The organism is Acinetobacter sedimenti (genome assembly GCF_022601685.1).
Lineage (GTDB): Bacteria > Pseudomonadota > Gammaproteobacteria > Pseudomonadales > Moraxellaceae > Acinetobacter > Acinetobacter sedimenti.
In genome coordinates this window covers 1-26,914 of the sequence record NZ_JAKUML010000002.1, presented here as the reverse complement: position 1 = coordinate 26,914, position 26,914 = coordinate 1, and the positions used below count along the sequence as shown (strand labels likewise).

Genomic DNA, 26,914 nt, shown 5'->3' with positions numbered 1-26,914 from the left:
GTAATTAATAATCGTTGACGCCAAGATGGTTTTTCTAAATTGTATGAATCCTAGATTTTTTGATCAAAAATAGTCGCTAAAGGAATCGCTAATTTCTGTGCGAGGTACGCATCAGATTCTGCCAAAGTTGAACCGACGACTTGCATTACATGATCATTTGGGGTGCTGTCATTCAGCTCACTGCGATGTGGTAGTGCATATGGTAGATTTTTCACAAATTGCCAAAGATCGACTTGTTCAAGATTGCGAATCAGTACAAATTCATTGCTATCTGTGCGTGTGATGAGATTTTGCTTTTCAAGTAATTCAATGAAATATGGCCATTTCCCAATCTCGCCACGCCCAAGAATATCCATCGCTTCACGATCGGATACTGTGCCACCACGTTTTTGCTTTTGATGAAAAAGTTCTAAGACATCAAGAAGCATTAATATCGGATGGCGCTTAGTCGTCTTGTCTGAATGAAAAGCCGTGATGGCATAGCTAATCTGTACACCAAGTAACACCACCAGCCATGAGGTATAAATCCACAATAAGAAAATAGGTAATGCTGCAAACGCACCATAGACCAATTGGTAACTGGTGAAGTTACTCATGATAAAGCCGAATAGATTTTTGAGTAGCTCAAACACCACACCACTAAAAATTCCTGCAATCACAGCAGACTTGATCGGCACACTACGGTTGGGGATCGTCCAGTACAGTAGGCTAAAACCTAAGCAGGTCAAGGCAAACGAGATAAAAAGTAAAACATACGCAAAATCAAACTGATAGCCTGCAACGGTATTGCTGAGCAAGTTCATCGAAGCAACAGTTGAAGATAATACAAATGCTGTTCCTAGAATGATCGGACCAAGAGAAATAATCGTCCAATAGCGCATAAAGCCGACAATGCCACCACGAGCCTGACGCACTCGCCAGATGCGATTAAACGCAAGCTCGATACTCGAAAGCATCATGACCGTAGTAAAGAATAAAAACAGAATACCGATAATGGTCAGGTTGCTTGAGTTTTCAGTAAAGGCGTTGAGGGCTTTATCAAAGGCAATAGAGGTTTTTGGCAGGAAGTTGCTATAAATCCATGTCTGCATCTGCTGTCGTGCAGGCTCTAAAGCCTTAATTGAGGACACAATCACTAAGAACACGGTGAGCATTGGCACAATGGCAAAGAGGGTAGTGTACGTCAGTGAGCCTGCACTTTCTCGACAACGATCTGCTTCAAAACGATACAAGACAAAACGGATAAATTGTATCCATTTTTGCTCAAGTATTCCTGAAGCTTTGAGTTTATCTAGCATGCTGTCTGGTCCTCACAGCGTGATATTGATCATGATTTTTTAAATGACGTCTTTTAAATCACATATTTTAATTAAACACGATAATCTATTTAAAAACATCAATATTTACATCGTATTACATTCAGCTCTGCAAATCTGTAGAGAAATTGCGTATCATGCTTACACTCGATTTGATGCCCAATACAAGGAAGCACGTTGCGATGCAATCTTATGTTTTAGTTCTTTATTATAGTAAATATGGTAGCACACGTGAAATGGCGCACTTGATTGCACAAGGTGTCGAGAATCAAGGACTGATTGCAAAAATCCGCACCGTTCCTGAGATATTTCCTGCGATCGCTACAGCTGAGCGTAGTATTCCTGAGCAGGGTGATGTGTACTGCACTTTAGATGATTTACAAAATTGTGCAGGCTTGGCATTGGGTAGCCCAACACGCTTTGGCAATATGGCAAGTCAGATGAAATATTTTTGGGATCAGACCACTAGTCTATGGCTCAGTGGTGCGTTGCATGACAAGCCTGCGTGTGTGTTTACGGCAACTGGTTCAATGCATGGTGGGCAAGAATCGACTTTGTTGAGTATGTATCTGCCACTTCTCCATCACGGTATGATGTTGCTTGGCTTAAAAAATAGCGAAGCAGCGTTGTCGAATACAAAATCAGGTGGCACGCCATACGGTGTAAGCCATGTTAGCGGCTCACGACATGATCAAGCGATTTCTCAAGATGAAAAACGCCTAGCGATCGTACAAGGTGAGCGTTTAGCTGAGATTGTAAAAAAGCTCAACGCTTAAAAGCTCGATGCTAAAAATTGGGTTGAAACTCAGAATTTAACGAATACAATTCCGTCCATCCGCTTTAGCTTGATACAGGCGTTGATCCGCTAATTGCAAAGTTTGATCAATGTTTTGATGGTGAGTCGGCCAATGCGCAATGCCGATAGACACTGTCACCTGACCGATGCCTGCGATCTTATCTTGTGTGCGATTTTGCAGGATTCTCGATGCGACTTTTTGAGCCAATGAGTAAGATGCATTGGGTAGCAAAACAATAAATTCTTCACCGCCAATACGACAGCAAATGTCCTGATCTCGACACTGTTCTTGGATTTGCCAAGCGATGTGTTGTAAAACGCGATCGCCCTCAGCGTGCCCATATTGATCATTAACCGTTTTAAAATGGTCGATATCGATTGCCAAGATGGCAAAATTAGTCTGTTGCTTTTCAAAGGTGTCGATATACAATTGCATACCACGACGGTTGTAAAACCCTGTCAACGGATCTGTTTTGACGATGGTGTTGAGCTCATCAACGGTTTGTTGAAAGTGATCTGCGCTGAACAGTAGGGCTTTTTGGAATTGTGCGACTTCAAAATACCAAGGACGAATTTTACGAATATTTTTCTCGGCATCGGGCTGATTGAGTTGACTTGCAGAGTCTGCCAAGTCTGAGAGTGGTTGTGCGATCACATAGGAAAAGCGCCAAATCACAAAGAACACAAACGCATAAAAGAACAACATGCCTAAGATGACTTTGTAGAGCAAATTGGATGCTTGGTCGAGGAGTTGTTTGGTGGGTTGCTGTGAAACCACGACCCAGTTTGGCGCACTTATTTTTGAGAAACCTGCAAGGCTATCAATGCCTTTAGTATCTACCAAACGCAGATTGCCGTAAGGTTCATTCATTAAGGTGTTTAAACCCGTATTTCCGACTGCAGAATCTCCAATACGACTTGGGTCGGGGTGGAAAATAATCCGTTGCTGACTATCCAGCACATACATATAATTGTCTTGATAGCCGTATTGGCTCGATAAGAGTTGGGAAATAAAGTTTTGTTCTTTTAGATAAATTGTACCGCCGACGTAGCCAAGATATTGTCCAGATGCATCGACAACAGGTTCAGAAATATAAATCAAAAAATTCTTTAAAGCAGAGTTATAAGGTGGTGTGATCAGCGATTCTTTATATTTTAAAGATAAGCGTGTGGCGGTGGTGTTCATAACTTGTCCCTTTTTGAAAGGGAGTGTAAGCGGGGCAAAGCCTGCCAAGTGACCATCTGCTTTAACAAAGCTAACACTATTAAAGTATTGAGATTGTTTAAGAATCCGTGTGAGTTCTTGGTCGATGATTTGATCATTATTTGGTGAAGTTGCCAGCACTGATGCGCTGTATTTAAGCTCAAGTTGAATACCGTGAAAATGCAAGTCGGTACTACTGGCAATTTTATGGGCATATTCTTCATGCACGGCAAGCGCACTATTTAACAACTGATTGCGCTGAATGATATAACTCACGACCAAAGAAATCACAAACAAAGTCGCAATACTAAATAGCACCAAAGATATAATGAGTTTCTTTAGGTTGAGTCGAGTTAAGCGATGTAAAGGCTTTAATGTCCTTATTGATATGAAAAAACTATTCAATTTATGAAAAAAAGCGCAGAAAAAATCTACAATTTTCAATCAATTTCATTTAAAGCCTGCGCAATGAGAATACTTAATGTCATTCGTCTAAAAGTGACAAAAATCTGCCAGCTTCTGTCAATTTTGGTTGGTATCTTTTCAATTTGATGTTAAATTGTTAAAATACGTAACCAGTACCATTTTATCAAATTAAATTCTATTTTTATTAGGTAAGGTCTTATGCCGGTTAGAGCGCCGATCTCAAGTTACACAGCGACACCCGCCCCTGCAAGTTTGCAGGCGGAGTTGTCTGAAATTGTGTCTGAGCATGTCGGTGCAACGGTTGACCTATTGTGTAAACTGAGTCGCTATAGTCACGCCATTTATTATTATCAATACAAAGACATGGTCGTGGCGAACTGCACCGTAGAAAACATTGCTCAAGAGATTGTTCAAGATATCTGTCAGCAAGTTGCCCATTTTGGCAAAGGTGAACAACTCGATAGCGAAAGCGCAATTTTTGAAACGATACAGGGTGTTTTTGAGGATTCACATGATTTTACGCCAGAGTCGATTTATGTGGTGGGTAATGCAACTATATCGACCGAGTCTAAGCTAACCATTATTCTTTGTGCGGATAAAACACAGCTCATATCAGTTCAAATGCAAAACTGTCTAAATGAATACATTCTACAGCGCGATTCATCACTGCAAATGATCATAGATAGTAAGACAGCGTATCGTCAGTTGGCTGACTTAGAAGAAATCAATGCTAGTCGTAGCAAGTATTTTTCGATTATTGCACATGATCTTCGTGCGCCATTTCACGGCATTTTAAGCTGTGCGGATATCTTGGTGCATGAGCGTGCCACGCTAGACGATGAGGCCTCACTGCGGTTGGTCGAGTATATTAATGATACTGCGCAGTCCACTTATAGTTTGTTAGAAAGCTTGTTGAATTGGGCAATGGCTGAAGGTGGTCGTTTTCACTTTAAGCCTGTGCATTTCAATGTCAATGATGTGGTGCAATCGGTATTCGATCTACTCAACTCATCTGCCTTTAAGAAAAAGATTAAGCTAAAATGTGATGTTGCAGGTCAGCTCTATGCTTTTGGTGATGTGCGGATGATGACTTCTGTGATTCAGAATCTGACCTCGAATGCACTCAAGTTTACCAATGCTAATGCAGATAAAGAGATTTTAATCTGCGCACATCAAGATCAAAATTGGGTCGAGATTCGTATTCAGGATCAGGGCGTAGGTATGACGGAAGTGCAATGTGAAAAGTTGTTTCAACAAGACACTATTCCAAGTACACAAGGCACTTCAGGCGAAAAAGGTACAGGGCTAGGCTTGGTGCTGTGTAAGCGATTTGTCGAAAATAATGGCGGGACGATCGCTGTAGAATCCATTGAAAATCAAGGCACACTATTTATTGTGCGTATCCCAGTGGGAAGTATTGATTTAGTCTAAATATTTTTTACCTTGAAGATTTAAAATTGAAAGCTTGACGTGTATTGGACATCAAGCTTTTTTATTGCGCATTGAGTATTTCACTTTTTTAAATTTGACCATTAAAGAAAGCATTGCAAGCTTATCAAATCTACGTAATTATGCGGATATAAACTTTTTTCGTATTATTTTAAATATTCGTAGGACAGGTCGGTTTCGCAATGGATCAACAACAACTAGAAAGAACACAATTCAGTAGCCTATACGCCACGCAAGTGATGCAAAACTTAGATGGCATTTGGCAATCAGATTATGAAATTGACCAATTTTCACAGCCGCTAACCCGACAGCAAATTGCCACATTTCTTAAAGATAATTTGGATGCGAATAGTGATGAAGCGACATGGATGCGTCAAATCCGTCAAATTCGTGCACGGCTGATGTTGCGCTGGATTTGGCAAGATTGTAATAATTTGACAGATGTGCGCACATTAACGCGTGAGCTTTCTGATTTTGCTGATCTTGCGGTGATTGTCGCAAAGGATTTTGCACGTCCTGCATTAATCGCCAAGTATGGTGAACCGATCGGTGAAGATGATGGCACAGTCCAAGATTTAATCGTGATCGCCATGGGCAAGCATGGCGCGCAAGAGTTGAATCTCTCCAGCGATATCGACCTGATTTTTGCCTTTGATGAAAATGGTGAAACCAATGGGCGAAAATGTGTAGATGTACAGCAATTTTGTATTGCTTGGGGGCAGAAGATTATTCAATTGCTCGAACAAGTCACGGCTGATGGATTTGTGTTTCGAGTGGATATGCGTCTACGTCCGTGGGGTGATGGTAGTGCGCTGGCACTCAGCCATGCTGCACTGGAGAAATACCTCATTCAACATGGGCGAGAATGGGAGCGATATGCATGGATCAAGGCACGTGCCATTACAGGCGGTAAAAAAGCGGAAAGCTTAATGCAAATGGCTCGACCTTTCGTGTTTCGGCGTTATGTCGATTACAGTGCTTTTGCTGCCTTGCGTGAAATGAAAGCCATGATCGAAAAAGAGGTCATGCGACGCAATATCGAAGAAGATGTCAAACTCGGTGCAGGCGGGATTCGAGAGATCGAGTTTATCGTGCAAGTGTTTCAGTTGATCTATGGCGGTTCACGTTTTGAGCTACAAGATCGACAGTGTTTGGTGGCACTGAAACACTTAATGGATGATAATTTTATAGATCAGCAGGCGTTTGATGAGCTCAAACATGCTTATTTGTTTCTACGTCGTGTTGAACATGGTATTCAAGCCCTCGAAGATAAACAAACGCAAAGCCTACCACAAGATGAACAGCTTCGAACACGCTTAATCTTTGCGTTAAATTTTGCAGACTGGGATAGTTTCCAAACCGAACTGAAACAAAAGCGCAGTCGAGTCAGCTACTATTTTGATGCACTGATTCAAGAGCGTATCAACGCAGGAGATGAGCCAACCGTTTCAGGGGAATTGCAAGAATTACAACCTTATCTCGATGAAAGCTCGTATCAACGTATCGAAGCATTCTGGCAAAGTAATGCCGTGCAACGTCTACCAAGTACAGCACTCAAACGCTTAAAGGATTTTTGGCCTTATCTGGTGCAAGCGGTGATAGATGTGGAGCAGACACAAACTGCTTTGATGCGTCTATTACCGCTGATTGAATCGATTCTACGGCGTAGCGTCTACATTGTGATGCTGATGGAAAATCGTGGTGCATTACAACGTCTAGTAAAAATGGCAAGTGTCAGTCCGTGGATCTGTGAAGAACTGAGTCGTTACCCTGTATTGCTTGATGAATTTCTGTCGATGGACTTTGAGTTGCCACAGCGTCAAGATTTGGAAAATGCCTTACGTCAACAGCTACTGCGCATTGAGCTTGATCAAGTGGAAGACTTGATGCGGGTGCTTCGCCTCTTTAAAAAATCCAATGTGCTTTCAGTGGCAGCCAGCGATGTGCTGGCAGAAAGTCCGTTAATGCGAGTCTCTGATGTGCTCACTGATATTGCGGAAATCACTGTGCATTCCGCATTGCAACTCGCTTATCAAATGGTGGCGAAGCGTCATGGTTATCCACTGGATGTCAATGATCAGCGTTGTGGTTTAGATCATCTCGGCTTTTCAGTGATTGGCTACGGCAAGCTCGGCGGTATTGAACTCGGCTATGGCTCGGATTTGGATTTAGTTTTTGTACACCATTATCAAGAACAAGCTGAAACTGACGGTACAAAACCAATTTCAGGGCTTGAGTTCGCCATGCGAGTGGCGCAGAAATTCCTGTCTTTAATGACCACACAAACCTTAGATGGTCGAGTGTATGAAGTCGATAGTCGCTTACGTCCAAATGGTGATGCAGGACTATTAGTGAGCAGTCTAAAAGCCTTTGAACATTATCAAAAACACAGTGCCTGGCTGTGGGAACATCAAGCCCTAGTCCGTGCTCGAACCATTGCAGGCGATGGTGATTTAAATCAACGCATCGAAGCAATCCGCCTTGAAGTGCTGACCACACCACGTGAAGAGTCGCATGTCCGTGAAGAAGTGATCAAAATGCGCCAAAAGATGAAAGACCATCTCGGCTCAAGTAAAGATCAGCAAAAAGATGGCATTTTTCACTTAAAACAGGATGCAGGTGGTATCGTTGACATTGAATTTATGGCACAGTATGCAGTGCTCGCGTGGAGTGGGTCGAATCCAGATCTCGCCCACTACTCAGATAATGTGCGCATTCTACAAGATGCCGCCAAAACAGGGTGTATTTCCAGTGTCGATGCCGAAACATTGACACAAGCCTATCTCAGTGAACGAATGATGAGCCACCGTCTTGCGCTTGCAAACCAATCTTTGCAAGTCGATGCAACAGCGTGGCGTGATATCCGATTCGGCGTTTGCAAGTTATGGCAAAGATTAATTGATCCAAGTTCAACACAGGATTTGGAAGGTATGTAATTTGACGTCAAATTTTTAAGCGCATAAAAATGAAAATTGACGTTGTAAAGATGAATGATATTTGGAGTGTGCGCCATGAATTTGGCTGATCGTGATGGTTTTATTTGGCAAGACGGCAAACTTATCGACTGGCGTGAGGCAAAAACCCACGTCTTAACCCATACCTTGCATTACAGTATGGGTGTGTTTGAAGGTGTCCGTGCTTATGAAACGCCAAATGGCACAGCGATATTCCGTTTACAAGAACACACCAAGCGTTTGCTCAATTCTGCAAAAATTTATCAAATGAAAGTCCCTTATGATCAAGCGACTTTAGAGCAAGCGCAGATTGATGTAATGCGTGAGAATAAATTGGTTTCAGCGTACTTGCGTCCAATTATTTTTATTGGTTCAGAGCGTTTAGGTATCGCAGCAACTGATAACACCATTCATGCAGTCGTAGCAGCATGGAGTTGGGGAGCGTATCTCGGTGAAGAGGCGATGGCAAAAGGTATCCGTGTCAAAACGTCATCATTTACCCATCACCATCCAAATGCAACGATGTGTAAAGCCAAAGCATCGGGCAACTACACCTTGTCGATTCTTGCGCATCAAGAAGTCGTGCATTCAGGTTATGACGAAGCGATGTTACTTGATCCGCAAGGCTACGTCTGTCAAGGCGCTGGTGAAAATGTCTTCTTAATCCAAGATGGTGTATTGCATACGCCCGATATTGCAGGTGGTGCGCTTGATGGGATTACTCGTCAAACAGTGATTACCATTGCCAAAGATTTGGGTTATGAAGTGGTTGAGCGTCGTATTACACGTGATGAGTTCTACATTGCGGATGAGGCATTCTTCACTGGTACTGCAGCAGAAGTGACGCCGATCCGTGAATATGATGATCGTCAAATCGGTGCAGGCGTACGTGGTCCAATCACCACGGAAATCCAAAAGACTTTCTTCGATGCGGTACAAGGTCGCAGTGAAAAGTATGCGCATTGGTTGACTTATGTAAAATAAGTGCCGTGTGTCAAAATATAAAAATTATATAAAAAATCAGGCAAAGCGCCTGATTTTTTATGTGCGACTTCTTTTTTCTTGTCAGAAAAATGAAAAGAAATTGTCAGAACAGTGAAAGCATAATGTAAAAAAACGATCATAAAATCATCATCGTCTCGAAATATTGTATTCATAAAGTATCTCTCTAAAAGCAATGAAATTAGAGATAGAATGAAAATTACGGTCGTCGGAACAGGTTATGTAGGTTTATCCAATGCGCTATTATTTGCTAAACAACATCAAGTCACAGCGTTGGATATTGATAAAAAGCGTGTAGAACAAATCAATCAGAAAATTTCACCAATCAGTGACTCTTGTATTCAAAACTATTTACTCGAAACAAGTCTTGAAGCAACGACAAGCGCAAAGAAAGCATATCAACATGCCAAGCTCATCATCATCGCCACGCCAACCAACTATGATCCCGAAACCAATTACTTTGATACCTCAAGTATTGAAACGGTTTTAGAAGACATTGTAAAAATTAATACCGATGCACTGATTATTATTAAATCAACCGTACCTGTGGGTTATACACAATCCATTGCCAAAAAGCTCAAACTGAAAAATTTGATTTTTTCTCCAGAGTTTTTGCGAGAAGGACAAGCGTTGCATGATAATTTATTTCCCTCACGTATTATCATGGGTGAGAAGTCTGAACGGGCTGAAAAAATTGCCAAATTGTATTTAAAGGCTTCGGTAAAAAAAGATGCGGTGATTTTATGTGTTAATCCAACTGAAGCGGAAGCGATTAAGCTATTTTCCAATACATATCTTGCCATGCGTGTCGCTTTCTTTAATGAGCTCGATACCTATTGCATGAAAAACCACCTCAGTGCATTGGATATCATCAGTGGTGTAGGCTTAGATCAACGGATTGGTGAGCATTATAATAATCCATCATTTGGCTATGGTGGCTACTGTCTACCTAAAGATACCAAGCAACTGTTGGCGAACTATCAAGATATTCCTCAAGAGTTGATCTCGGCAATTATTCGCTCGAATGACACTAGAAAACGAGCAATCATTGATGATATTTTGGCAAAAAAAGTGAAAACCGTGGGTATCTATCGACTGACCATGAAAGCCGATTCGGACAATTTTCGAGAGTCTGCGGTGCATGATGTGATCCGTGGGTTAAAGGCAGAAGGCGTAGAAGTCATCATCTATGAGCCAACGTTAAAAGCCACTGAATACATGGGGATTCGTGTTGAAGAAAGCCTGAAAAAATTCAAACATCAGAATGACTTAATCGTGGTCAATCGCATGGCGCCGATGTTCAATGATGTGATGGAAAAAATCTATACACGTGATTTGTTTGGGGTAAATTAAAACTTTTCAAGAATATGGATAAGTGTTTATAAATCACAGCACAATCAAAGGCATAAATTCGTACAAACAAATAAACAAGACATTTTCGTCTATGATAAGATAAGTCCCATAAATTACCTGAAAATGCTTCAGGGTATTGGCTTGCTCATTCAAGGCGACGTTATGGATAATCAGCAACAATCTGATAAAACGCATGATTTTCAACAAGACAGTTTACAACTAGATGGTTTACAACCAGATGTTTTACAACCAGATTTAGAACCAATAGACGCTCAAGAAAATATCGTTCTGTGTATGAAGTGGGGCACAAAATACGGTGCAGAATACGTTAATCGTCTGTATAACATGGTACAGCGCCATACCACTTTACCCTTTAAAATGGTCTGTCTGACCGATCGGACTGAAGGTATTGATCCGAATGTACAATGTTTCCCGATTCCGCCTTTAGATTTACCTGAAGGAAGTCCAGAGCGTGGTTGGAATAAGCTTTCGACTTTTGAGCCTGATTTATATGGACTCAAAGGCAATGCGCTGTTTTTAGATTTGGATGTGGTGATTGTTGATAATATTGATGCGTTTTTCCAAGAGAAAGGTGAGTTTCTGATTATTCACGATTGGAAACGTCCGTGGCGAGTGACAGGGAACAGCTCGGTGTATCGCTTTCAATTGGGTGCATTTCCTGAGATTTTGCCGTATTTTCGTGAGAACTTTGATGAGATTCGTCAGAAATTCCGTAATGAACAAGCCTACCTCTCGTGGTTTGTGCACAAAGAAGGCAAGCTGAGCTATTGGAATGATACGTGGTGTAAAAGCTATAAATACCATTGCTTACAGAAGATTCCACTGGCGTATTTCAAGCCACCTGTAAAACCTGAAGGCGTAAAAATTATCATTTTCCACGGCGAGATTAATCCACCTGATGCGATTAATGGTGGTGGTGGTAAGTGGTATCGTTATGTATTGCCGTCGGATTGGATCAAAGAAGCATGGCAATAAATTTGGATCATGCTCCTGCGATGAATCATCAAGCTAAACCACATCGCCTAAGTGTGGTGATGATCGTCAAAAATGAAGCTGATAACTTGGCATTGTCCTTGCCGAGCGTGGTGGATATTGCTGATGAAATCATTATTTTAGATTCAGGCAGTACCGATCGCAGTCAGCAGATTGCTGAAAGTTTTGGGGCGAAATGGTATATCAATACCGACTGGCAAGGCTTTGGCAAACAGCGTCAAATTGCACAAAGCCATGCAACAGGCGATTGGATACTCGCTTTAGATGCTGATGAAGTGGTTAGTGAACAACTCAAACAAAGTATTTTGATTGCGATTCAAGATGCACCCTCGAATATTGTCTATGGCATAAAACGCTTAGATTTTGTTTTTGGCAAACAGATTGATAATCCGTATTGGGGAGTCAAAGCACATTGGCGGTTATATCCCAAAGCCTTTCAGTATGACAGTAACTTGGTACATGAATCCGTGGTTTTAGGTGATGCAATCACCAAGAAATTAAAAGGTTTTTTACATCATCATACTGCACCGACACCGTATTTTTGGATTCAGAAACGCTTAGACTATTCTAAAGCTTGGGCGGTCGATCGTCATCAGCAAGGCAAAAAAGCCAGTTTTTTTAAAGTTATCGCCAACCCTTTGTGGGCGCTTATTAAGCAATATGTGATGGATGGACGGTTTTTACAAGGTCGCTATGGACTGATTTATTCCTTGTTATTTTGTCAGTATACCTTTAATAAATATGCGATTTTATATGATCTACAACATAATCGTGCTAAACACGCTTTCCAAGAATCACTTGATCTTTCTAAGACATTACAGCCAATTAGCAAAGCCCAAAAACAAAGTACTTTGTCTTTGGTGATGATTGTAAAAAATGAGTCAAAACATCTCGGCGCATGTTTAGATACTGTACATGATATTGTTGATGAGATTGTGCTTTTAGACTCAGGCAGTACCGACAATACACAACAAATTGCCGAGCGGTACGGCGCAAAGTGGTATTCCAATACTAATTGGCAAGGCTTTGGAAAACAGCGCCAAATCGCACAAAGTTATGCAACGGGTGATTATGTTCTGGTACTTGATGCAGATGAGCGCTTAGATCAGGACTTGCGTCAGGCAATCGTTGAGTTATTGGTGCAACCCGTGCAGACAGATAAGGTATTTAGCCTCGCTCGGATCAATTACTTCTCAGGGGTGCCGACACATTTAAGAGGTTGGTATCGTGACTGGGAGCATCGCCTGTATGCAAGAACCCAATTTGGTTATTCCGACCTCGAAGTCCATGAGTCTGTGGAAACCAAAGATGCAAAAATCGTCAAAATGAATGGCTTGCATCTACACTTTACCAGTGAAGATTTATATCATTACTTGGTCAAGCGTGTGCGATATAGCCATGATTGGGCGGTGGATAAACATAAGCATCACAAGAAAGTCAGCCTTATCGGTTTATTATTTCGTACATGGTTTTCCTTTGTCCGTGAATATTTAATCCGTGGTGCGTTTTTATATACTGCTTATGGTTTCATCTCGTCAGTGGTTTTGATGTGGTATACCTTTGATAAATATTTAATTTTGTGGCAGTTTGCGCAACAAGATCAATCCGATTAATTGACCGTGGTGGAATATGCCTGCAAGACAAAAATCAAAATTTGAGCAGTGGTTTTCTTTCAGTCGTCATCAACGTCGTTTTGGCGCAGAGAAAGTCTATGCAGGTGATCAACAGCTTGAACAGCTCAAGCAGAATATGATTCAAGGCGAGCGGATTACCTACACTTATGGTTCTGAAAAAGATTTAAATGCGCATATCGAAAACTTAAAAGCTGAATTTATTGGTCAGTCTGAGTTGAATCATTATCATGCTAGCCTCATTGTGTTAATCCGTCGGGATGTTGATGCAACGCAAAATTATCAGAAATTTAAAACCTTGTGGTTGGCGGAACAGCAGTTTTTATTAAAGTCTTTAAATACACGATGGCTCATTTCAGCCTGTGATACGTTTATTGATTGTGATCAAGATGCAACCTTGCAAGCCATCATGATGAATGCCGTGGTGCTAATTAATACCATTAAGGCACAAGAAACCGAAGCCTTATTGTGCGAACATCACTATCAAGAAAATGAAGCGATAAAGCAGAAGCTTCAAACTGAGCGAGTTGCTTTATTTGATGGGACTTCTGCGTTGGCGGTTGGGACAGATGATAGTCTTCGAAATATGCGTTGGCGTTTAGACAAAGTATGCGGACAACATGAATTGGGTCAGATTGTGATTGAAATATTTGACCGTCTACAACAGTCTGAAAATGATAATATTTATTCACGCTCTAAAGCACGTCACACCCGTGAAAAAACACGTTGGTGGTAATATTCTGCAAGGTCATTCACTATGGAAAAGAAAAAAGTTGTATTGGCGATTTTTACCTTGCAAGGTAATGGTGCAGAGCGTTTTGCATTGACGTTGGCGAAAGGTTTGGTTGATGCAGGGCATGAGGCGCATATCGTTTATTTTAAAAACATCATAGACTTGCCAGTTCCTGAAAATATCAAACTACACTTTTTTGATTATCAAAAGTATCGTGCCATTCCCAAATTTATGCGCGCGAAATTTGCTGCAAAGGCATTTGATAAATTCGTGCGCAAAACGGTTGGTGAGCCTGATATGGTTTTATCCAACCTCTATCCTGTTGATTTTATTCTTGCACATAGCCAGTTGCCGAATGTGCATATGGTGATTCACAACACCACCAGTCAAGAGTATGCGGAACAACTCAAGGATTCAGCATTCTTAGATACGCTGAAAAAAACATATTTAGCAAAGCCGTGCGTGGGTGTTAGTCAGGGTGTAACCGATGATTTTAAATTGCTATTTGGGCAAGATGCGCCAATCACCACCATTTATAATCCAATTGATGTCGAAAGTATTGAAGAAACAGCTGATGATTTTGTTCCTGAATATCAAGATTACATCGTGCATGTTGGCAAGTTTAAACCACAAAAACGCCATGATATTTTGATCAAAGCATATGCGCAGGCAAACGTTCCTCAAACACTGGTATTGGTTGGTACTGGCGAGTTGATGAATGAATCCAAACAGCTTGTACAAGACTTGGGTATTGAAAATAAAGTGATTTTTGCAGGGTTTCAAAAGAATCCTTATCCTTTTATCAAACATGCCAAGCTAATGGTGGTTTCTTCGGATTTTGAGGGTTTTAGTATTGCGATTCTAGAGGCACTGGCGTTAAATACCTCGATTATCAGCACGGATTGTCCATCGGGGCCAAATGAAGTGTTGTCACCTGAACAGCTTGTTGCTGTGGGTGATGTTAATGCACTTGCATTCAAGATGTCACAAACATTATCGAACTCTCATGAGTGCGAGATAGGCTTGGATAAGAAGTTTTATCCTCAAAAGGCAGCATCCCATTACCTTCAACTAATCAATAAGTTTTAGAAAGGCTTGGGTCATTTTGTCCATGCTATAGCGTTCAGAAATATTGCTTGGGATATGATAAGGATCGTGGATAATATCTTCTAATGCATTTTTTAATGCATTAATATCATTCGTTGGCACTAAACCACGTTGCATATCTGTAGTATATAGTTGGTGTGAAATACCTTGAGTACATTTGTAGGCAACAACAGGAGTCTGATTTATTAATGCTTCACCGATAACAGTTGGGTAACCCTCAGTACTAGACGGTAAGACTAATACTTTGCTTTGTTGAATGTATTTTTGTGGATCTTCTACCCAACCAATAAATACAATGCGGTTTTCTAAGTTTAATTTTTTTGTCAATTTTAACAGCTTATTTTTTCTCATACCGTCACCGACAATAACCATCCGACCTTTGAGTTGTGATTGATGAAAGGCAATAATCGCATGTTCGACTTGCTTTGAAGGTGATAATCTACCTACGTAGCAAATATCCCAAATTTTTTCATTTAAGCTAATGTTAAATTGGTCAATATTTGCCAGTCCATTATAGATAACGTGGATATTGATGTTATCCAAGAGCTTTTTATACTTCTCTTCTATGTCTGTATTCAGTGTAATAATATTTTTATGAGAAAATAATTGTTTAAAGTTTCGAGTGAAAATAATTTTCTTATAGATATTGCGTAAAAACTTGATTGGGTTGAGCGTTTTTCCAAATTCCGGGAGAATATCACTTTGAGACCATATCCATAGGTTTTCGTGGCTTATATAAGGTGTAATTAGATATGAGTACCAAATCGTGACAATAATCGCATCAGGTTTAATGTGGTTGATCATGGATGTAAGTTTGGCATATTCGGAGGTACTAAGTTGCTTTTCGACTAATAGTTTCCCACCAACAAATTGTGTAGATAGATCGGCAGAATGTAGTGTAAAGTTTTTGGTTCGTTTTTCATAATTGTTAATATTTAATAAAGTAAGTATATGAATTTCATAACATCTATCGTAAAGTTGCTCAGCGAGGTTAAGGAGCATATTTTCTGCACCACCGCCTTTGAGATGGTCAGCAATGAATAATATCTTTTTGGGGGTAGTTAACGACATTTAAATTCTTTCCTCTTTTTTGTTAGGCATTGTCCACCGCCATAAATCCTCAATCATTTGTTCTAAACTAAAGTGAGCCTGCCAATCTAATTCATGTTTGGATTTCTCAGGATTTGCCCAACACGCAGTAATATCACCTGCTCGGCGAGGAGCGATTTGATAGGGTACTTTTTGCCCAGTCACCTTTTCAAAATTTTCAATAATTTCTAGGACAGATGAGCCTTTTCCTGTGCCGAGATTCCAAATAAAGCACCCACTTTTATTTTGAATATAATCAAGTGCTTTAATATGACCATCGACCAAATCCATGACATGAATATAGTCGCGTATAGCGGTGCCATCAGGGGTTGGGTAGTCATCTCCAAAAACATTTAAAATAGGAAGTTCACCCGTAGCGACTTTGGCGACAAATGGTAACAGATTGTTTGGAATGCCTTGCGGATCTTCACCAATTAAGCCTGATGGGTGAGCACCTATTGGATTGAAGTAACGTAAAATAGCGATAGACCATCTGGAGTTGGCGATAGCTAGTTTCTCTAGCATCTGTTCAATGACAAGTTTGGTATAGCCATAGTTGTTGGTTGGCATCGCAGTAGGCATGGTTTCGACAAGTTCGGGGTTATCATTTTCACCATAGACTGTAGCAGATGAACTAAATACAAGTTTATGAATGCTTGCTTCAGCCATTGCCTCAAAAAGCGTAATGCTACCGTGAATGTTGCAGTCGAAATATTCGAGTGGCTTCTCCATACTTTCGCCAACAGCCTTCAGCCCTGCAAAATGTATGACTGCTTGAATTGGGTTGTTTTTAAATAATTGATCTAAAAGCGCTCGATCACGAATATCCCCATGAATAAATTGAATTGGTTTCCCTGTAATTTTTTCTAACCGTGTTAATACATCAATCTTAGAATTGGATAGATTGTCTAAAATAATAAAGTCTAGCCCTTGTTTCGCTAATAAAGTTGCTGCATGAGAGCCTATATAGCCAAGTCCGCCGGTCAAAAGAATCATAATTGCTCAAAGATTTGATTGTGGGTATTTACCATTCAATGTTAAACGAAAAAGTTATAATTAGGAATAAAAGTTGGGTAAATCAGGCACCCCTTTAAACCGCTTATATCCCCACATATATTCTTCAGGAAAGCGATTGATCATTTGTTCAATTGCTTGATTTAATGCGGTCGTTGCAATATGGATATCTGGACTATAAAGATTTGGGTCTTCTAGATCGTCACAATATACGTCGAATCCTTCTTCATCATCCGCACGGCGGAAACAACTTAGCCCAACGAGTTTGCAGCCTGTTTTTTGCGCCATTTTACTGGCTAAGGTGCTGGTTAAACAATTAATCCCAAAAAATGGCACAATCACACCACCTGAGGGTTGTGGGACATGATCGGGGAGTATTACGCTAAAACCGCCTTGCTTTAATGTTTTGAAGAGAGCTTTTACACCATTCGCATCAGTCGGAACAAGCGTGCCATTCAGTCGTTGTCTTGCATCGAGTACAAACTGATTGAGTGTTGGATTCTTACTCGGTTTATACATGATGGTTGGTGTGCCATATTGGTGTAACCACGCATTCATCATTTCCCATGTGCCGAGATGAGGTGTGATAATTAACGCACCTTTGGGATTGGCTAAAGCATCTGTCAGGATATTTAATTGATGTGCTTGTTTGATTTGATTAAAACTCCACTCAGGTGGCATTGCCCAACATTTTGCGGATTCTGCATAAGATAGACATTGTTTTTGCACACTCGATTTGCTCATGCGCTCGATTTGCTTTTCATCTAACTTTGGATAAGCCAAAGTCAAGTTGATCTTAGTTTTCCAATACATGCCTTTGCGGTCATTTTGACATAGAAACCACGCAACCATTTTTGCAAATATGCGAAGTAGTCGAAGTGGAATAAATCTTATAAAGCTAGGTTTGAACATTTCAATATGAGGTCGTAAAAATAGGGTGTGAGTCGCTTGCAAAACACTAAAATAATATGAGGTAGAGCACTACTATAGTCTAATTTTCTGTAATTTGTGTATTTTATCTTGAAAGCAAACACTTTGGGAATTGATTCAAGATGCTTGCTCGATATACACTAGCAAGGTTTTAAAAAATAAGTGATGATTTCGTTTTTAAAATGCAAAAAAATGACATAGCGTGGAATCGCGCTGAAGATTTAAGCTTGCTTAAATTTTAATTTTTAGCTTTTAAAAACTTCTAATGTATTGGAGTGTTACATGAGTTCAGCACAGTTTGATCATGTGTCTGTGATTAAAAAATCAAATGTGTATTTCGATGGCAAATGCGTAAGTCATGTTGTTCAGTTTGAAGATGGGACACGAAAGACGCTTGGCGTGATTATGCCAACGGATCAACCGCTTACTTTTGAAACGCATGTCGCTGAACGGATGGAAATTATTTCTGGCGAATGCCGTGTTTTGATCGCAGATAGTGAAGAAAGTGAGTTGTTCCGTGCAGGGCAATCATTCTATATTGGCGCCAACAGTATGTTTAAGGTCGAAACCAGTGTGGTCGTAGATTATGTCTGCCACTTTGAGGGCTAAGCATAGCGCAACTGATCGGGTCGATTAGTATCACAATCCTGTAAGTCGCTTACAGGATTTTTCTTTTTCGTAAGAATCAAATTTCTCAATGATTTTTCAAAAATTAGTAAATATTAGGTGAAGAACATGGCAAAGGCAGAACATTATTATGGCGTGCATGCTGTTGAGAGCTTGCTAGAGCTAGAGCCTGAGCGTGTCTTGACGCTATTTACCTTGAAAGGGCGTGATGATCAACGCTTGCAAAAAATCCGTACACTTGCTGAGCCGTTTGGTATCAGTGTTCAAAAAGCAAGCCGAGATACCTTAGAGAAATTGGCAGGATTGCCGTTTCATCAAGGTGTGGTCGCTGCTGTGAGGCCTCAACCGACATTGAATGAAGATGATTTAGAGCAACTCCTGACACAAAAAAAAGACGTTTTAATTTTGGCATTAGATCAAGTGACAGACCCGCATAATCTTGGTGCATGTATTCGAACAGCTGCTGCAATGGGTGTGGATGCAGTGGTTGTGCCAAGAGATCGTTCAGCAAGTTTGACACCAACAGCTCGTAAGGTTGCCGCAGGCGGTGCTGAAAAAGTGAAGTTCATACAAGTGACAAATCTCGGAAAGACACTTGCGGCGATGAAGCTACAAGATGTCAAAGTCGTCGGGACTTTGCTAGATGAAACAGCGAAACCGATTCAATCGTCTGATTTAACAGGACGTTTAGTAATCGTCATGGGAGCGGAAGACACTGGTATTCGCCCGATCAACCAAGCCCAGTGTGATGAAAAAGTGTATATCCCAATGGCAGGTGATCTACAAAGTTTAAATGTCAGTGTTGCAACAGGTATGGCATTATATGAAGCAAGCCGACAACGTCTAGCAAGGGTCTAATGCCTTTTTTTAATTTGAAAGCTAACTTTTTAACGATGACTATTAAATCCGCCGATTGAATTAACTATTGAAAGTCATTATTGAAGAAAAGTTGCTTTAAATATTTCTCCTATACTCCGTAAAAGGACACGCTGATGAATCGTGTGAAATTGCAGGGCTATATTTTTGTCTTGATCACCATGTGTATTTGGGGTGGATTTACGATTCTTTCAAGATTGAGTGCGAAGTGGGGTATTGTGGCGTGGGATTTGACAGCGTTACGTTTCGCTTTTGCATTTTCTATTTTAGTGCCTATTTTGCTCTATCAGCGTAATTATCAATTTTTATTTAAAAAACAGGCAATTATCTTGGCATTGGTTGGTGGTATTGGTTATTGCGTCACGGTTTATAGTGGTTTTTATTTTTCTCCAGCGGCGCATGCGGCGATCTTTTTAAATGGTTTTATTCCTGTCTGTACAGCTTTAGCTGCGTTTGTTATTTATAAGCAACCGTTTGATCGACATGTTTGCACAAGTATCGCCATTATGTCGATATCGCTCATTTTGATGACGTATTTACTGTCAATGAATAGTCATCAACCTTTTGGTGTAGGTGATGTGTTATTTGTGCTTGGTGCAGTGTGTTGGGGGATATTTACCGTCTTACTTCGTGAGTCGAATATGACTGCCTGGCAAGCGATGAGTAGTGTAGCGATTTGGTCGGCTGTCATGTATATACCAGTATATTTGTTCTTTCTGCCGAAGCATCTTACCGAAGCTGAGCCTATACATATCGCAATCCAAACGCTATTTCATGGCGTGTTGGTGGTCATTGTCGCAACCATTACATATGTTGAAGCCATCAAACGACTTGGTGCATTTCAAGCAGGAAGCATCGTGACTTTGGCACCGTTTATTGCTGCAGTTATCGCTATTCCGCTCCTTAATGAGCCTGTATCGCCTGCGATTATTTGTGGGTTAATTGGAATTGGAATTGGTGCACTACAACCGTGGCGGTGGATTGCTCATCTTAAAAGCACATCGCAAATTTGAAAGTTTTTGAAACTAGATTGATGTGGCGAGCTGAAGGTAATGCTTATGTAGTGGTTGTAGTTGTTGGTACAAGTCTTCAAGCGTGCCTGAATTATCTACAATGTCATGAGCACGTTTTTGCTTTTCTAAACGTGGCATTTGTACGGCGATAATACGTTTAATCTGTTCACGGCTTTGATCATCCCGTTGGCTAGCACGTACAAGTTGTAGTTCTACAGGCACATCAATGAGTAAGTTTCTTTGACACAGTAAATGCTGATCAGTTTCTAAAAGGAGTGGCGAAGCTAATATCGCGTATGGACTTGAAGCTTGGTTTAATTGTTGAATGATGGAGTTTCTAATCACGGGGTGGGTGATAGCTTCTAACTGTTGTCGAGCTTCAGGATGCTTGAAAATATAGTCACGAAGCGCACTTCGATTTAAACACCCTTGCTCATCCAGTACCCAATCGCCAAAGTGCTTTTGAATTTCGATCAGCGCAGGTTGTCCAACTTCAACGACTTCACGTGCAACAATATCTGCATCAACAACCAAAATCTCTTGTTGCTCAAACCATGCACTGGCAGCAGATTTTCCGCTACCAATACCACCTGTGAGTCCAACAATATAAGTCATTGATTAATGCCGTTGATCTTGATACTTAGCTTAAACTACCTAAGTATACTTTCATGATTTGTTCGCCATAAAGAAAAGCAATCCATCCCGCAATGGCTAAGTAAGGACCAAATGCAAATGGTTTATTTTCTTTGGTGACTTTAAGTAAGATGATGCCAATAATCGCACCAACTAATGAGGAAAGCAGAATAATTAAAGGAAGCTGTAATGGGCCAAGCCATGCCCCTAAGGCTGCTAGAAGTTTGAAGTCACCATGCCCCATGCCTACTTTGCCCGTGATCAGCTTGAAAATGATATATACCGACCACAATGATAAAAAACCGAGCAAACAGCCCCATATCGCCTGAGTTGGAGTAGAAAATAGGCTATAACTATTCACCGCTAAACCCAGTCCTATCAAAGGGTAAGTTAGTCGGTCAGGCAGAAGTTGCGTATCAAAATCAATACCTGTTAATGCAATCAAAATCCAAGTAAAGATTAAGCCAAATAGTGTTTCAACGCTTACGCCGAACTTGAATGCAACAAGCACAGAGCAGAGCATAGTTGAAATTTCAACAAATGGATAGCGAAAAGAAATCGGCGTTTTACATTGACTACATTTGCCACGGAGTAAAATCAACCAACTCACAACTGGAATATTTTCGTACCATCGAATGCGCTTCTGGCAATGAGGACAAGTCGATGCAGGTTGACTGAGCGTCAACTTGTCTTGATCAATTATGGGTTGTTCAGGATGTAAGAAAAGTTGACATTCGTGTCGCCATTCTTGCGCCATCATCTTGGGTAGACGAAGAATGACCACATTGAGGAAGCTACCGATACATAGCCCCAATATTGCAACAGTACAATAGAACAATGCAAGATTGGTTGATAGAAACAAAATAAAATTATACATATAGTTGAATCTTATAATTTAACCAACCACATTACCAATTTGGAATATAGGTAAATACATTGCGATCACTAGACCGCCAACAAGCACACCAAGTATAGCCATAATCAGAGGTTCCATCATGCTGGTTAAGCCATCGACAGCATTATCGACTTCATTTTCAAAATGTGTTGCTACCTTGTCTAGCATTGCATCTAATGCGCCTGATTCTTCGCCAATAGCAACCATTTGCACTGCCATACTTGGGAAAAGCTGAGTTTGACGCATAGAAAATTGTAATTGTTGACCAGTCGCAACATCATCTCGTATGCGCATTACTGCTTTTTCATAAATAACATTATTTGTCGCTCCAGCAGTGGATTCAAGCGCATCAATCAATGGAACACCAGCAGCAAATGTGGTGGCAAGCGTGCGACTATAACGAGCGATGATCGCTTTATAGACTAAATCACCAAAAATGGGTAATTTTAATGATAAGCGGTCTAAGAAATCACTAAATTTTTTACTACGCTGTTTAGCTTCCAAAAATCCAAATACGGTTGCTCCAATACCAAGTAAAAGGAAAAACCAGTAATTTTGAACCCATCCTGACATGTTGACTACTAGCTTGGTGAATGCGGGTAAATCTGCACCAAAAGAGCTAAATAGCTCTTCAAAAACAGGAACGACCTTAACCATTAATATAATTGTAACTATGATTGCAACGACGATGACTGAAATCGGATATTTCATTGCTTTTTTGATTTTTTGCTTAAGAAGTTCGCTTTTTTCTTTGTAGATTGCAACGCGATCAAGCATGGTTTCCAGTGCGCCAGATTGCTCACCCGATTCAACTAAAGAGCAAAATAGATTGTCAAAATATTTTGGATATTTACGTAATGCACCCGCAAAAGTGTTACCACCTTCCACTTCCCCTTTGATACCAAGGACAACTTCACGGATTGCAGGATTCTCTAAACCTTCAGCAACAATCTCAAAAGATTGCACCAGTGGGACACCTGCCTTCATCATGGTTGCAAGCTGACGCGTAAAAATAGTGATATCAAGCGTGGTCACTTTTTTCTTAAACATTTTATTTAAGAATTCAATTTCACGCTTTTGCACGATTTTACGGACAGTAATACCCTGTTTTCTTAGGGTGACTTTTGCAAGAGCTATATTCTTAGCAGGTAAATCCCCTTTTATTTTTAACCCCTTACGATCCACCCCTTCATAGGTAAATGTCGGCATCATTTGTGCTTTTTTTACTGCCATGACGATTCCTTATATAACATTTTTCAAAATTTATTCACTGGTTACACGGTTCACTTCTTGTAAGGTAGTAATCCCTTGCATGACTTTTAGTAATCCTGAACGCCTTAAGTTGTTGAAGCCAGCGCGTAAGGAAGCGTCTGCGATTTCTAGGGCATTACCATCTTCCATAATGATTTTGGAAATTTCAGCATTAACTTTCATGACCTCATAAATACCTACACGACCTTTATAGCCTTCTCGACATTCAGGGCAACCCACTGCTTCGAAAATGTGGCATTCAGGATTGGCTAAATCGGCTTCTGTAAAGCCCATCTCTAATAGACTCGGTTTTGGAATATCTGCAGGCTTTTTGCATTGACTGCACAAGCGCCTTGCTAGGCGTTGTGCGATCACAAGGTTCACAGAGGTTGCAATATTAAATGATGGCACACCCATATTGCGTAAACGTGTTAGCGTTTCGGGTGCACTATTGGTGTGTAATGTTGACATCACCATATGGCCTGTTTGTGCAGCTTTGATGGCAATTTCAGCTGTTTCAAGGTCACGAATCTCACCGACCATAATAATGTCTGGATCTTGGCGTAAGAATGATTTCAATGCGGCAGAAAATGTGAGTCCAACTTTATTGTTGACGTTGACCTGATTAATGCCTTGTAAGTTAATCTCAACCGGGTCTTCTGCTGTCGAAATATTCGAGTCTTCGGTATTCAGTATATTCAAACCGGTATATAGAGAAACCGTTTTACCAGAACCTGTCGGCCCTGTGATGAGAAGCATGCCTTGCGGTTTTTCTAAGGCTTCAATGAATAGCGCCTTCTGATCAGGTTCATAGCCAAGTGCGTCAATGCCGAGCATGGCACTGGATGGGTCGAGAATACGGAGGACGATTTTCTCACCAAATAAGGTCGGTAGTGAGTTGACACGAAAGTCAATGGCTTTGGTTTTGGAGAGTTTAAGTTTAATACGACCGTCTTGCGGGACTCTTTTTTCTGAGATGTCCATTTGTGACATCACTTTTAGACGTGATGCTAGTCTATTCGCTAATTGCATTGGTGGTCGGGCAGTTTCACGTAGTACACCATCTACACGATAGCGCACCCTATACATTTTTTCGTAGGGTTCAAAGTGTAAATCTGAGGCGCCCATGCGGATCGCATCAACCAAAAGCTTATTAATATATTTAACAATAGGCGCTTCTTCTTGGCTTTCGTTTTTATCTGTGTCGTCAAGTGAAGCATTGTCATCTGCAACTTCAAGTTCAAAATCATCATCACCAAAATCAAAATTTTCCTCTTCTTGATAGTGAGTGGCGATAAACTTAGTGAGCTTCTGTTGTTCTACAATAACGTTTTGTAGGTTGAGTTTACTGTTAAAGCGAATGGCTTCCAATGCTTCAATACGTGTTGGATCACTAGTTGCAACAACCAAAATTCCACTTCGTTGCATAAGTGGGATAACTTGATGTTGAGTGATTAGCTTTTCATTTACAACGTCTTTTGGTAAAGCTGAAGGGTCATATACGTCCAAGTCAAAGATTGGCTCGGCAAATTCCTCTGAAATCGCTGTCGCTATTTTTAAACCAGACACATTAAATTCATCAACCAAAACAAAGGTTAAAGGTTGTTTATTTCGCTTCGCTTGGTCTTGAGCCTTTTGCATAGACTCTGCACTGATCACCCCATCAGCGACTAAGCGTTTTATAAAACCGGTAAAGGTTGGTGCTTGACTTGTTGCTAGCATAATTTCAATTCAACTCATCCATAGTTCATTATGTTTTGCAGTTTTTTCTAATTTAACAATATATCACAATTTTATAACCGTCCAACAAAAAACGAAATTTATGACAGGAATTTCAAATGCTTTAAATAGAAATAATGACAAAATGATGATCCGGCTTATCATTATGCTGAAAAACGTATAAAATTACGCGATTTTAAAATTTGAGTAGATTGACATGCGTCAGCAGTGGGTGATTGGAAACTGGAAATTGAATCCACGTTTTCTCGATGCCAAAACCTTATTCGAAACGGTTCAAACGCAATTCGGCGAGAAAAAAACATCATGTCAGGTTGCGATTGCACCACCTGCACCATATTTAGGTATGTTTGTCGAACAGGTTGAACAGTTGTCTGTCGTCGCACAAGATGTATCGACTGTATCTGGTTTTGGTGCGTATACAGGAGAGGTAAGCGCAGACTTGTTGCAAAATATGGGTGTGCGTTCGGTGATTATTGGGCATTCAGAACGTCGTGAATTGTTTGCTGATGATACGCCGTCTTTACAACAAAAAATTAAACAAGCTCGCCAAGCTGATCTACAAGTGGTTTATTGTGTTGGGGAAAGTTTATCGCAACGTGAAGCTAGTCAAGCAGAATCAATCGTCGTCGGGCAATTGAACGATTTAAAAGATGTTTTGACAGCAGATGATTGGCAACACCTTATTATTGCTTATGAGCCGATTTGGGCGATTGGCACGGGTAAAACAGCATCCCCTGAAGATGCGCAGCAGATGCATGCAACTATTCGTCAGTATCTAAAAGAACATACGGCTTATGCTGAACAGTTGAGTTTGCTCTATGGTGGTAGTGTAAAACCTGAAAATGCTGTACAGTTAGCGGCCTGTCAAGATGTTGATGGTGCATTGGTGGGTGGTGCTTCTTTAGAAGCGAACAGTTTTATGGCAATTGTTGATGCGTTTTCGCAATACAACGTTTAAGTCACGTTGATATAGTCATTTGTTGAATCAGTTTTAGGTAATATTATGTATAGCTTCGTACTCGTCGTGCATATTCTATTGGCAATATTAATGATTGCGTTGATCTTGGTACAGCATGGCAAGGGTGCTGATGCAGGTGCTTCGTTTGGTGGCGGTGGTGCGGCAACGGTATTTGGCGCATCAGGTTCGGGTAATTTTATGACTCGATTAACTGCGATTTTGACGGCATTATTCTTTGTGACCAGTTTGACGTTGGCGGTTTATGCCAAAAAGCAAACACAAGGCGTCAATGTCTTGCCGGGTGCAGAGCAGGTTGAGCAAGCTCCTGCGCCGTTGTCGAATAGCACACCTGCAGCAGTAACGACGACACCGGCTACTACTGCGTCTCAAACAACGACTACTTCTCAAGCGCCTGAAACTTCATCAAACACACCTGCAAATCCGTAATAAAGCGAAATTGGGCTTTTCTTTTGAGAAAGAAAGGTCTATTATGCACGCCTGCTTGCGGTGGTGGTGGAATTGGTAGACACGCTACCTTGAGGTGGTAGTGCTTTCGGGCGTGGGGGTTCAAGTCCCCCCTTCCGCACCAAAAAAGCCTTATGGTTTTATTTTGGTGTAAGCAAGCAGAATGGTTGATGCGGGATGGAGCAGTCTGGTAGCTCGTCGGGCTCATAACCCGAAGGTCGTTGGTTCAAATCCAGCTCCCGCTACCAAAACCAGAATAGCAATTTTTCCATAGATTATTTTTTGTTTAAATCGTTGGATAATTGCTCGAACAGAAGAGTTTACATTGACTTTTGTTCGAATCGCACTATAATTTGTGCACGTTGATGCGGGATGGAGCAGTCTGGTAGCTCGTCGGGCTCATAACCCGAAGGTCGTTGGTTCAAATCCAGCTCCCGC

Annotated in this window: 22 protein-coding genes, 2 tRNA genes and 1 pseudogene; 16 read left to right on the top strand and 9 right to left on the bottom strand. The window is 40.8% G+C overall.

Annotation, left to right across the window (positions count from 1 at the left end; all coding sequences use genetic code 11):
• Nucleotides 1-50: 50 nt before the first annotated feature.
• Nucleotides 51-1,298: a YihY family inner membrane protein gene (locus MKI79_RS01270; RefSeq protein ID WP_241570270.1), complete on the bottom strand. Its 1,248-nt coding sequence runs from the start codon at nucleotides 1,296-1,298 to the stop codon at nucleotides 51-53.
• A 200-nt stretch (nucleotides 1,299-1,498) separates the two neighbouring features.
• Between MKI79_RS01270 and wrbA the strand changes: the two genes are divergently transcribed.
• A complete protein-coding gene (gene wrbA / locus MKI79_RS01265; protein WP_241570269.1) occupies nucleotides 1,499-2,092 on the top strand; it encodes an NAD(P)H:quinone oxidoreductase in 594 nt (197 codons plus the stop codon).
• Between the two features lie 36 nt (nucleotides 2,093-2,128).
• On the opposite strand, the gene MKI79_RS01260 is transcribed toward wrbA, so the two are convergent.
• Nucleotides 2,129-3,592 (bottom strand): sensor domain-containing diguanylate cyclase, encoded by a 1,464-nt coding sequence (locus tag MKI79_RS01260; RefSeq protein ID WP_241570268.1) that lies wholly within the window; start codon nucleotides 3,590-3,592, stop codon nucleotides 2,129-2,131.
• 348 nt (nucleotides 3,593-3,940) lie between these two features.
• Between MKI79_RS01260 and MKI79_RS01255 the strand changes: the two genes are divergently transcribed.
• The 8 genes from MKI79_RS01255 (at nucleotide 3,941) to MKI79_RS01220 (ending at nucleotide 14,967) form a co-directional block, all read left to right on the top strand.
• Complete coding sequence (locus MKI79_RS01255) at nucleotides 3,941-5,173, top strand: sensor histidine kinase (protein ID WP_241570267.1); 1,233 nt, start codon at nucleotides 3,941-3,943, stop codon at nucleotides 5,171-5,173.
• Nucleotides 5,174-5,373: 200 nt separating this feature from the next.
• A complete protein-coding gene (gene glnE / locus MKI79_RS01250; protein ID WP_241570266.1) occupies nucleotides 5,374-8,127 on the top strand; it encodes a bifunctional [glutamate--ammonia ligase]-adenylyl-L-tyrosine phosphorylase/[glutamate--ammonia-ligase] adenylyltransferase in 2,754 nt (917 codons plus the stop codon).
• Between the two features lie 75 nt (nucleotides 8,128-8,202).
• Nucleotides 8,203-9,129 carry a branched-chain amino acid transaminase gene (locus MKI79_RS01245; RefSeq protein ID WP_241570265.1) on the top strand — a complete coding sequence of 309 codons (927 nt, stop codon included), beginning with the start codon at nucleotides 8,203-8,205 and terminating at the stop codon, nucleotides 9,127-9,129.
• Between the two features lie 210 nt (nucleotides 9,130-9,339).
• Complete coding sequence (locus MKI79_RS01240) at nucleotides 9,340-10,500, top strand: nucleotide sugar dehydrogenase (RefSeq protein WP_241570264.1); 1,161 nt, start codon at nucleotides 9,340-9,342, stop codon at nucleotides 10,498-10,500.
• A 294-nt stretch (nucleotides 10,501-10,794) separates the two neighbouring features.
• Complete coding sequence (locus MKI79_RS01235) at nucleotides 10,795-11,496, top strand: glycosyltransferase (protein WP_241570395.1); 702 nt, start codon at nucleotides 10,795-10,797, stop codon at nucleotides 11,494-11,496.
• Nucleotides 11,497-11,516: 20 nt separating this feature from the next.
• Nucleotides 11,517-13,127, top strand: a complete 1,611-nt coding sequence (locus MKI79_RS01230) for a glycosyltransferase family 2 protein (RefSeq protein ID WP_241570394.1) — start codon at nucleotides 11,517-11,519, stop codon at nucleotides 13,125-13,127.
• Nucleotides 13,128-13,143: 16 nt separating this feature from the next.
• Nucleotides 13,144-13,881, top strand: a complete 738-nt coding sequence (locus tag MKI79_RS01225; protein WP_241570263.1) for a hypothetical protein — start codon at nucleotides 13,144-13,146, stop codon at nucleotides 13,879-13,881.
• A gap of 21 nt (nucleotides 13,882-13,902) precedes the next feature.
• The gene (locus MKI79_RS01220; protein ID WP_241570262.1) at nucleotides 13,903-14,967 is read left to right on the top strand and encodes a glycosyltransferase; all 1,065 of its coding nucleotides are present in this window, start codon (nucleotides 13,903-13,905) and stop codon (nucleotides 14,965-14,967) included.
• Here the strand turns inward: MKI79_RS01220 and MKI79_RS01215 are convergent.
• The 3 genes from MKI79_RS01215 to MKI79_RS01205 are packed head-to-tail and all read right to left on the bottom strand — an operon-like array spanning nucleotide 14,950 to nucleotide 18,000.
• Nucleotides 14,950-16,056 carry a glycosyltransferase gene (locus MKI79_RS01215; RefSeq protein WP_241570261.1) on the bottom strand — a complete coding sequence of 369 codons (1,107 nt, stop codon included), beginning with the start codon at nucleotides 16,054-16,056 and terminating at the stop codon, nucleotides 14,950-14,952. The genes MKI79_RS01220 and MKI79_RS01215 overlap by 18 nt on opposite strands.
• Entirely contained in the window at nucleotides 16,057-17,070 is a 1,014-nt protein-coding gene (gene galE / locus MKI79_RS01210; protein WP_241570260.1) for a UDP-glucose 4-epimerase GalE, read from the bottom strand.
• A 60-nt stretch (nucleotides 17,071-17,130) separates the two neighbouring features.
• On the bottom strand, nucleotides 17,131-18,000 hold the full coding sequence (locus MKI79_RS01205) for a lysophospholipid acyltransferase family protein (RefSeq protein WP_241570259.1): 870 nt from the start codon (nucleotides 17,998-18,000) through the stop codon (nucleotides 17,131-17,133).
• A gap of 300 nt (nucleotides 18,001-18,300) precedes the next feature.
• Here MKI79_RS01205 and ppnP point away from each other — a divergent pair, with 300 nt between their 5' ends.
• From ppnP to MKI79_RS01190, 3 genes are all read left to right on the top strand, one after another.
• Nucleotides 18,301-18,627, top strand: coding sequence for a pyrimidine/purine nucleoside phosphorylase (gene ppnP, locus MKI79_RS01200; RefSeq protein ID WP_241570258.1), 327 nt, complete (start codon nucleotides 18,301-18,303; stop codon nucleotides 18,625-18,627).
• 126 nt (nucleotides 18,628-18,753) lie between these two features.
• A complete protein-coding gene (rlmB, locus tag MKI79_RS01195; protein WP_241570257.1) occupies nucleotides 18,754-19,503 on the top strand; it encodes a 23S rRNA (guanosine(2251)-2'-O)-methyltransferase RlmB in 750 nt (249 codons plus the stop codon).
• 134 nt (nucleotides 19,504-19,637) lie between these two features.
• Nucleotides 19,638-20,534 (top strand): DMT family transporter, encoded by an 897-nt coding sequence (locus tag MKI79_RS01190; RefSeq protein ID WP_241570256.1) that lies wholly within the window; start codon nucleotides 19,638-19,640, stop codon nucleotides 20,532-20,534.
• A 12-nt stretch (nucleotides 20,535-20,546) separates the two neighbouring features.
• On the opposite strand, the gene coaE is transcribed toward MKI79_RS01190, so the two are convergent.
• From coaE to pilB, 4 genes are read right to left on the bottom strand one after another with little or no spacing between them, the layout of a single operon-like run.
• Nucleotides 20,547-21,149: a dephospho-CoA kinase gene (gene coaE, locus MKI79_RS01185; RefSeq protein ID WP_241570255.1), complete on the bottom strand. Its 603-nt coding sequence runs from the start codon at nucleotides 21,147-21,149 to the stop codon at nucleotides 20,547-20,549.
• Nucleotides 21,150-21,174: 25 nt separating this feature from the next.
• Nucleotides 21,175-22,044, bottom strand: coding sequence for a prepilin peptidase (locus MKI79_RS01180; protein WP_241570254.1), 870 nt, complete (start codon nucleotides 22,042-22,044; stop codon nucleotides 21,175-21,177).
• Between the two features lie 18 nt (nucleotides 22,045-22,062).
• Entirely contained in the window at nucleotides 22,063-23,295 is a 1,233-nt protein-coding gene (locus MKI79_RS01175; RefSeq protein WP_241570253.1) for a type II secretion system F family protein, read from the bottom strand.
• Between the two features lie 30 nt (nucleotides 23,296-23,325).
• Nucleotides 23,326-25,035: a type IV-A pilus assembly ATPase PilB gene (gene pilB / locus MKI79_RS01170; RefSeq protein ID WP_241570252.1), complete on the bottom strand. Its 1,710-nt coding sequence runs from the start codon at nucleotides 25,033-25,035 to the stop codon at nucleotides 23,326-23,328.
• A 214-nt stretch (nucleotides 25,036-25,249) separates the two neighbouring features.
• Between pilB and tpiA the strand changes: the two genes are divergently transcribed.
• The 4 genes and pseudogenes from tpiA to MKI79_RS01150 all read left to right on the top strand — a co-directional run bounded on the left by tpiA (nucleotide 25,250) and on the right by MKI79_RS01150 (nucleotide 26,724).
• Nucleotides 25,250-26,011: a triose-phosphate isomerase gene (gene tpiA / locus MKI79_RS01165; protein WP_241570251.1), complete on the top strand. Its 762-nt coding sequence runs from the start codon at nucleotides 25,250-25,252 to the stop codon at nucleotides 26,009-26,011.
• A 45-nt stretch (nucleotides 26,012-26,056) separates the two neighbouring features.
• A pseudogene (secG, locus tag MKI79_RS01160) lies at nucleotides 26,057-26,294 on the top strand (preprotein translocase subunit SecG); the annotation flags it as partial.
• 221 nt (nucleotides 26,295-26,515) lie between these two features.
• A tRNA-Leu gene (locus MKI79_RS01155) sits at nucleotides 26,516-26,600 on the top strand.
• Between the two features lie 47 nt (nucleotides 26,601-26,647).
• A tRNA-Met gene (locus tag MKI79_RS01150) sits at nucleotides 26,648-26,724 on the top strand.
• Nucleotides 26,725-26,914 lie beyond the last annotated feature (190 nt).

What these genes read in the sequence shown, in the direction of transcription:
- rlmB (WP_241570257.1), top strand. Translation starts at nt 18,754, where the DNA reads ATGGCAAAGGCAGAACATTATTATGGCGTGCATGCTGTTGAGAGCTTG.
- wrbA (WP_241570269.1), top strand. Translation starts at nt 1,499, where the DNA reads ATGCAATCTTATGTTTTAGTTCTTTATTATAGTAAATATGGTAGCACA.
- ppnP (WP_241570258.1), top strand. Translation starts at nt 18,301, where the DNA reads ATGAGTTCAGCACAGTTTGATCATGTGTCTGTGATTAAAAAATCAAAT.
- glnE (WP_241570266.1), top strand. Translation starts at nt 5,374, where the DNA reads ATGGATCAACAACAACTAGAAAGAACACAATTCAGTAGCCTATACGCC.
- tpiA (WP_241570251.1), top strand. Translation starts at nt 25,250, where the DNA reads ATGCGTCAGCAGTGGGTGATTGGAAACTGGAAATTGAATCCACGTTTT.
- MKI79_RS01190 (WP_241570256.1), top strand. Translation starts at nt 19,638, where the DNA reads ATGAATCGTGTGAAATTGCAGGGCTATATTTTTGTCTTGATCACCATG.
- pilB (WP_241570252.1), bottom strand. Translation starts at nt 25,035, where the DNA reads ATGCTAGCAACAAGTCAAGCACCAACCTTTACCGGTTTTATAAAACGC.
- MKI79_RS01235 (WP_241570395.1), top strand. Translation starts at nt 10,795, where the DNA reads ATGAAGTGGGGCACAAAATACGGTGCAGAATACGTTAATCGTCTGTAT.
- MKI79_RS01225 (WP_241570263.1), top strand. Translation starts at nt 13,144, where the DNA reads ATGCCTGCAAGACAAAAATCAAAATTTGAGCAGTGGTTTTCTTTCAGT.
- MKI79_RS01255 (WP_241570267.1), top strand. Translation starts at nt 3,941, where the DNA reads ATGCCGGTTAGAGCGCCGATCTCAAGTTACACAGCGACACCCGCCCCT.
- galE (WP_241570260.1), bottom strand. Translation starts at nt 17,070, where the DNA reads ATGATTCTTTTGACCGGCGGACTTGGCTATATAGGCTCTCATGCAGCA.
- MKI79_RS01270 (WP_241570270.1), bottom strand. Translation starts at nt 1,298, where the DNA reads ATGCTAGATAAACTCAAAGCTTCAGGAATACTTGAGCAAAAATGGATA.
- MKI79_RS01240 (WP_241570264.1), top strand. Translation starts at nt 9,340, where the DNA reads ATGAAAATTACGGTCGTCGGAACAGGTTATGTAGGTTTATCCAATGCG.
- MKI79_RS01180 (WP_241570254.1), bottom strand. Translation starts at nt 22,044, where the DNA reads ATGTATAATTTTATTTTGTTTCTATCAACCAATCTTGCATTGTTCTAT.
- coaE (WP_241570255.1), bottom strand. Translation starts at nt 21,149, where the DNA reads ATGACTTATATTGTTGGACTCACAGGTGGTATTGGTAGCGGAAAATCT.
- MKI79_RS01245 (WP_241570265.1), top strand. Translation starts at nt 8,203, where the DNA reads ATGAATTTGGCTGATCGTGATGGTTTTATTTGGCAAGACGGCAAACTT.
- MKI79_RS01175 (WP_241570253.1), bottom strand. Translation starts at nt 23,295, where the DNA reads ATGGCAGTAAAAAAAGCACAAATGATGCCGACATTTACCTATGAAGGG.
- MKI79_RS01215 (WP_241570261.1), bottom strand. Translation starts at nt 16,056, where the DNA reads ATGTCGTTAACTACCCCCAAAAAGATATTATTCATTGCTGACCATCTC.
- MKI79_RS01205 (WP_241570259.1), bottom strand. Translation starts at nt 18,000, where the DNA reads ATGTTCAAACCTAGCTTTATAAGATTTATTCCACTTCGACTACTTCGC.
- MKI79_RS01220 (WP_241570262.1), top strand. Translation starts at nt 13,903, where the DNA reads ATGGAAAAGAAAAAAGTTGTATTGGCGATTTTTACCTTGCAAGGTAAT.
- MKI79_RS01230 (WP_241570394.1), top strand. Translation starts at nt 11,517, where the DNA reads ATGAATCATCAAGCTAAACCACATCGCCTAAGTGTGGTGATGATCGTC.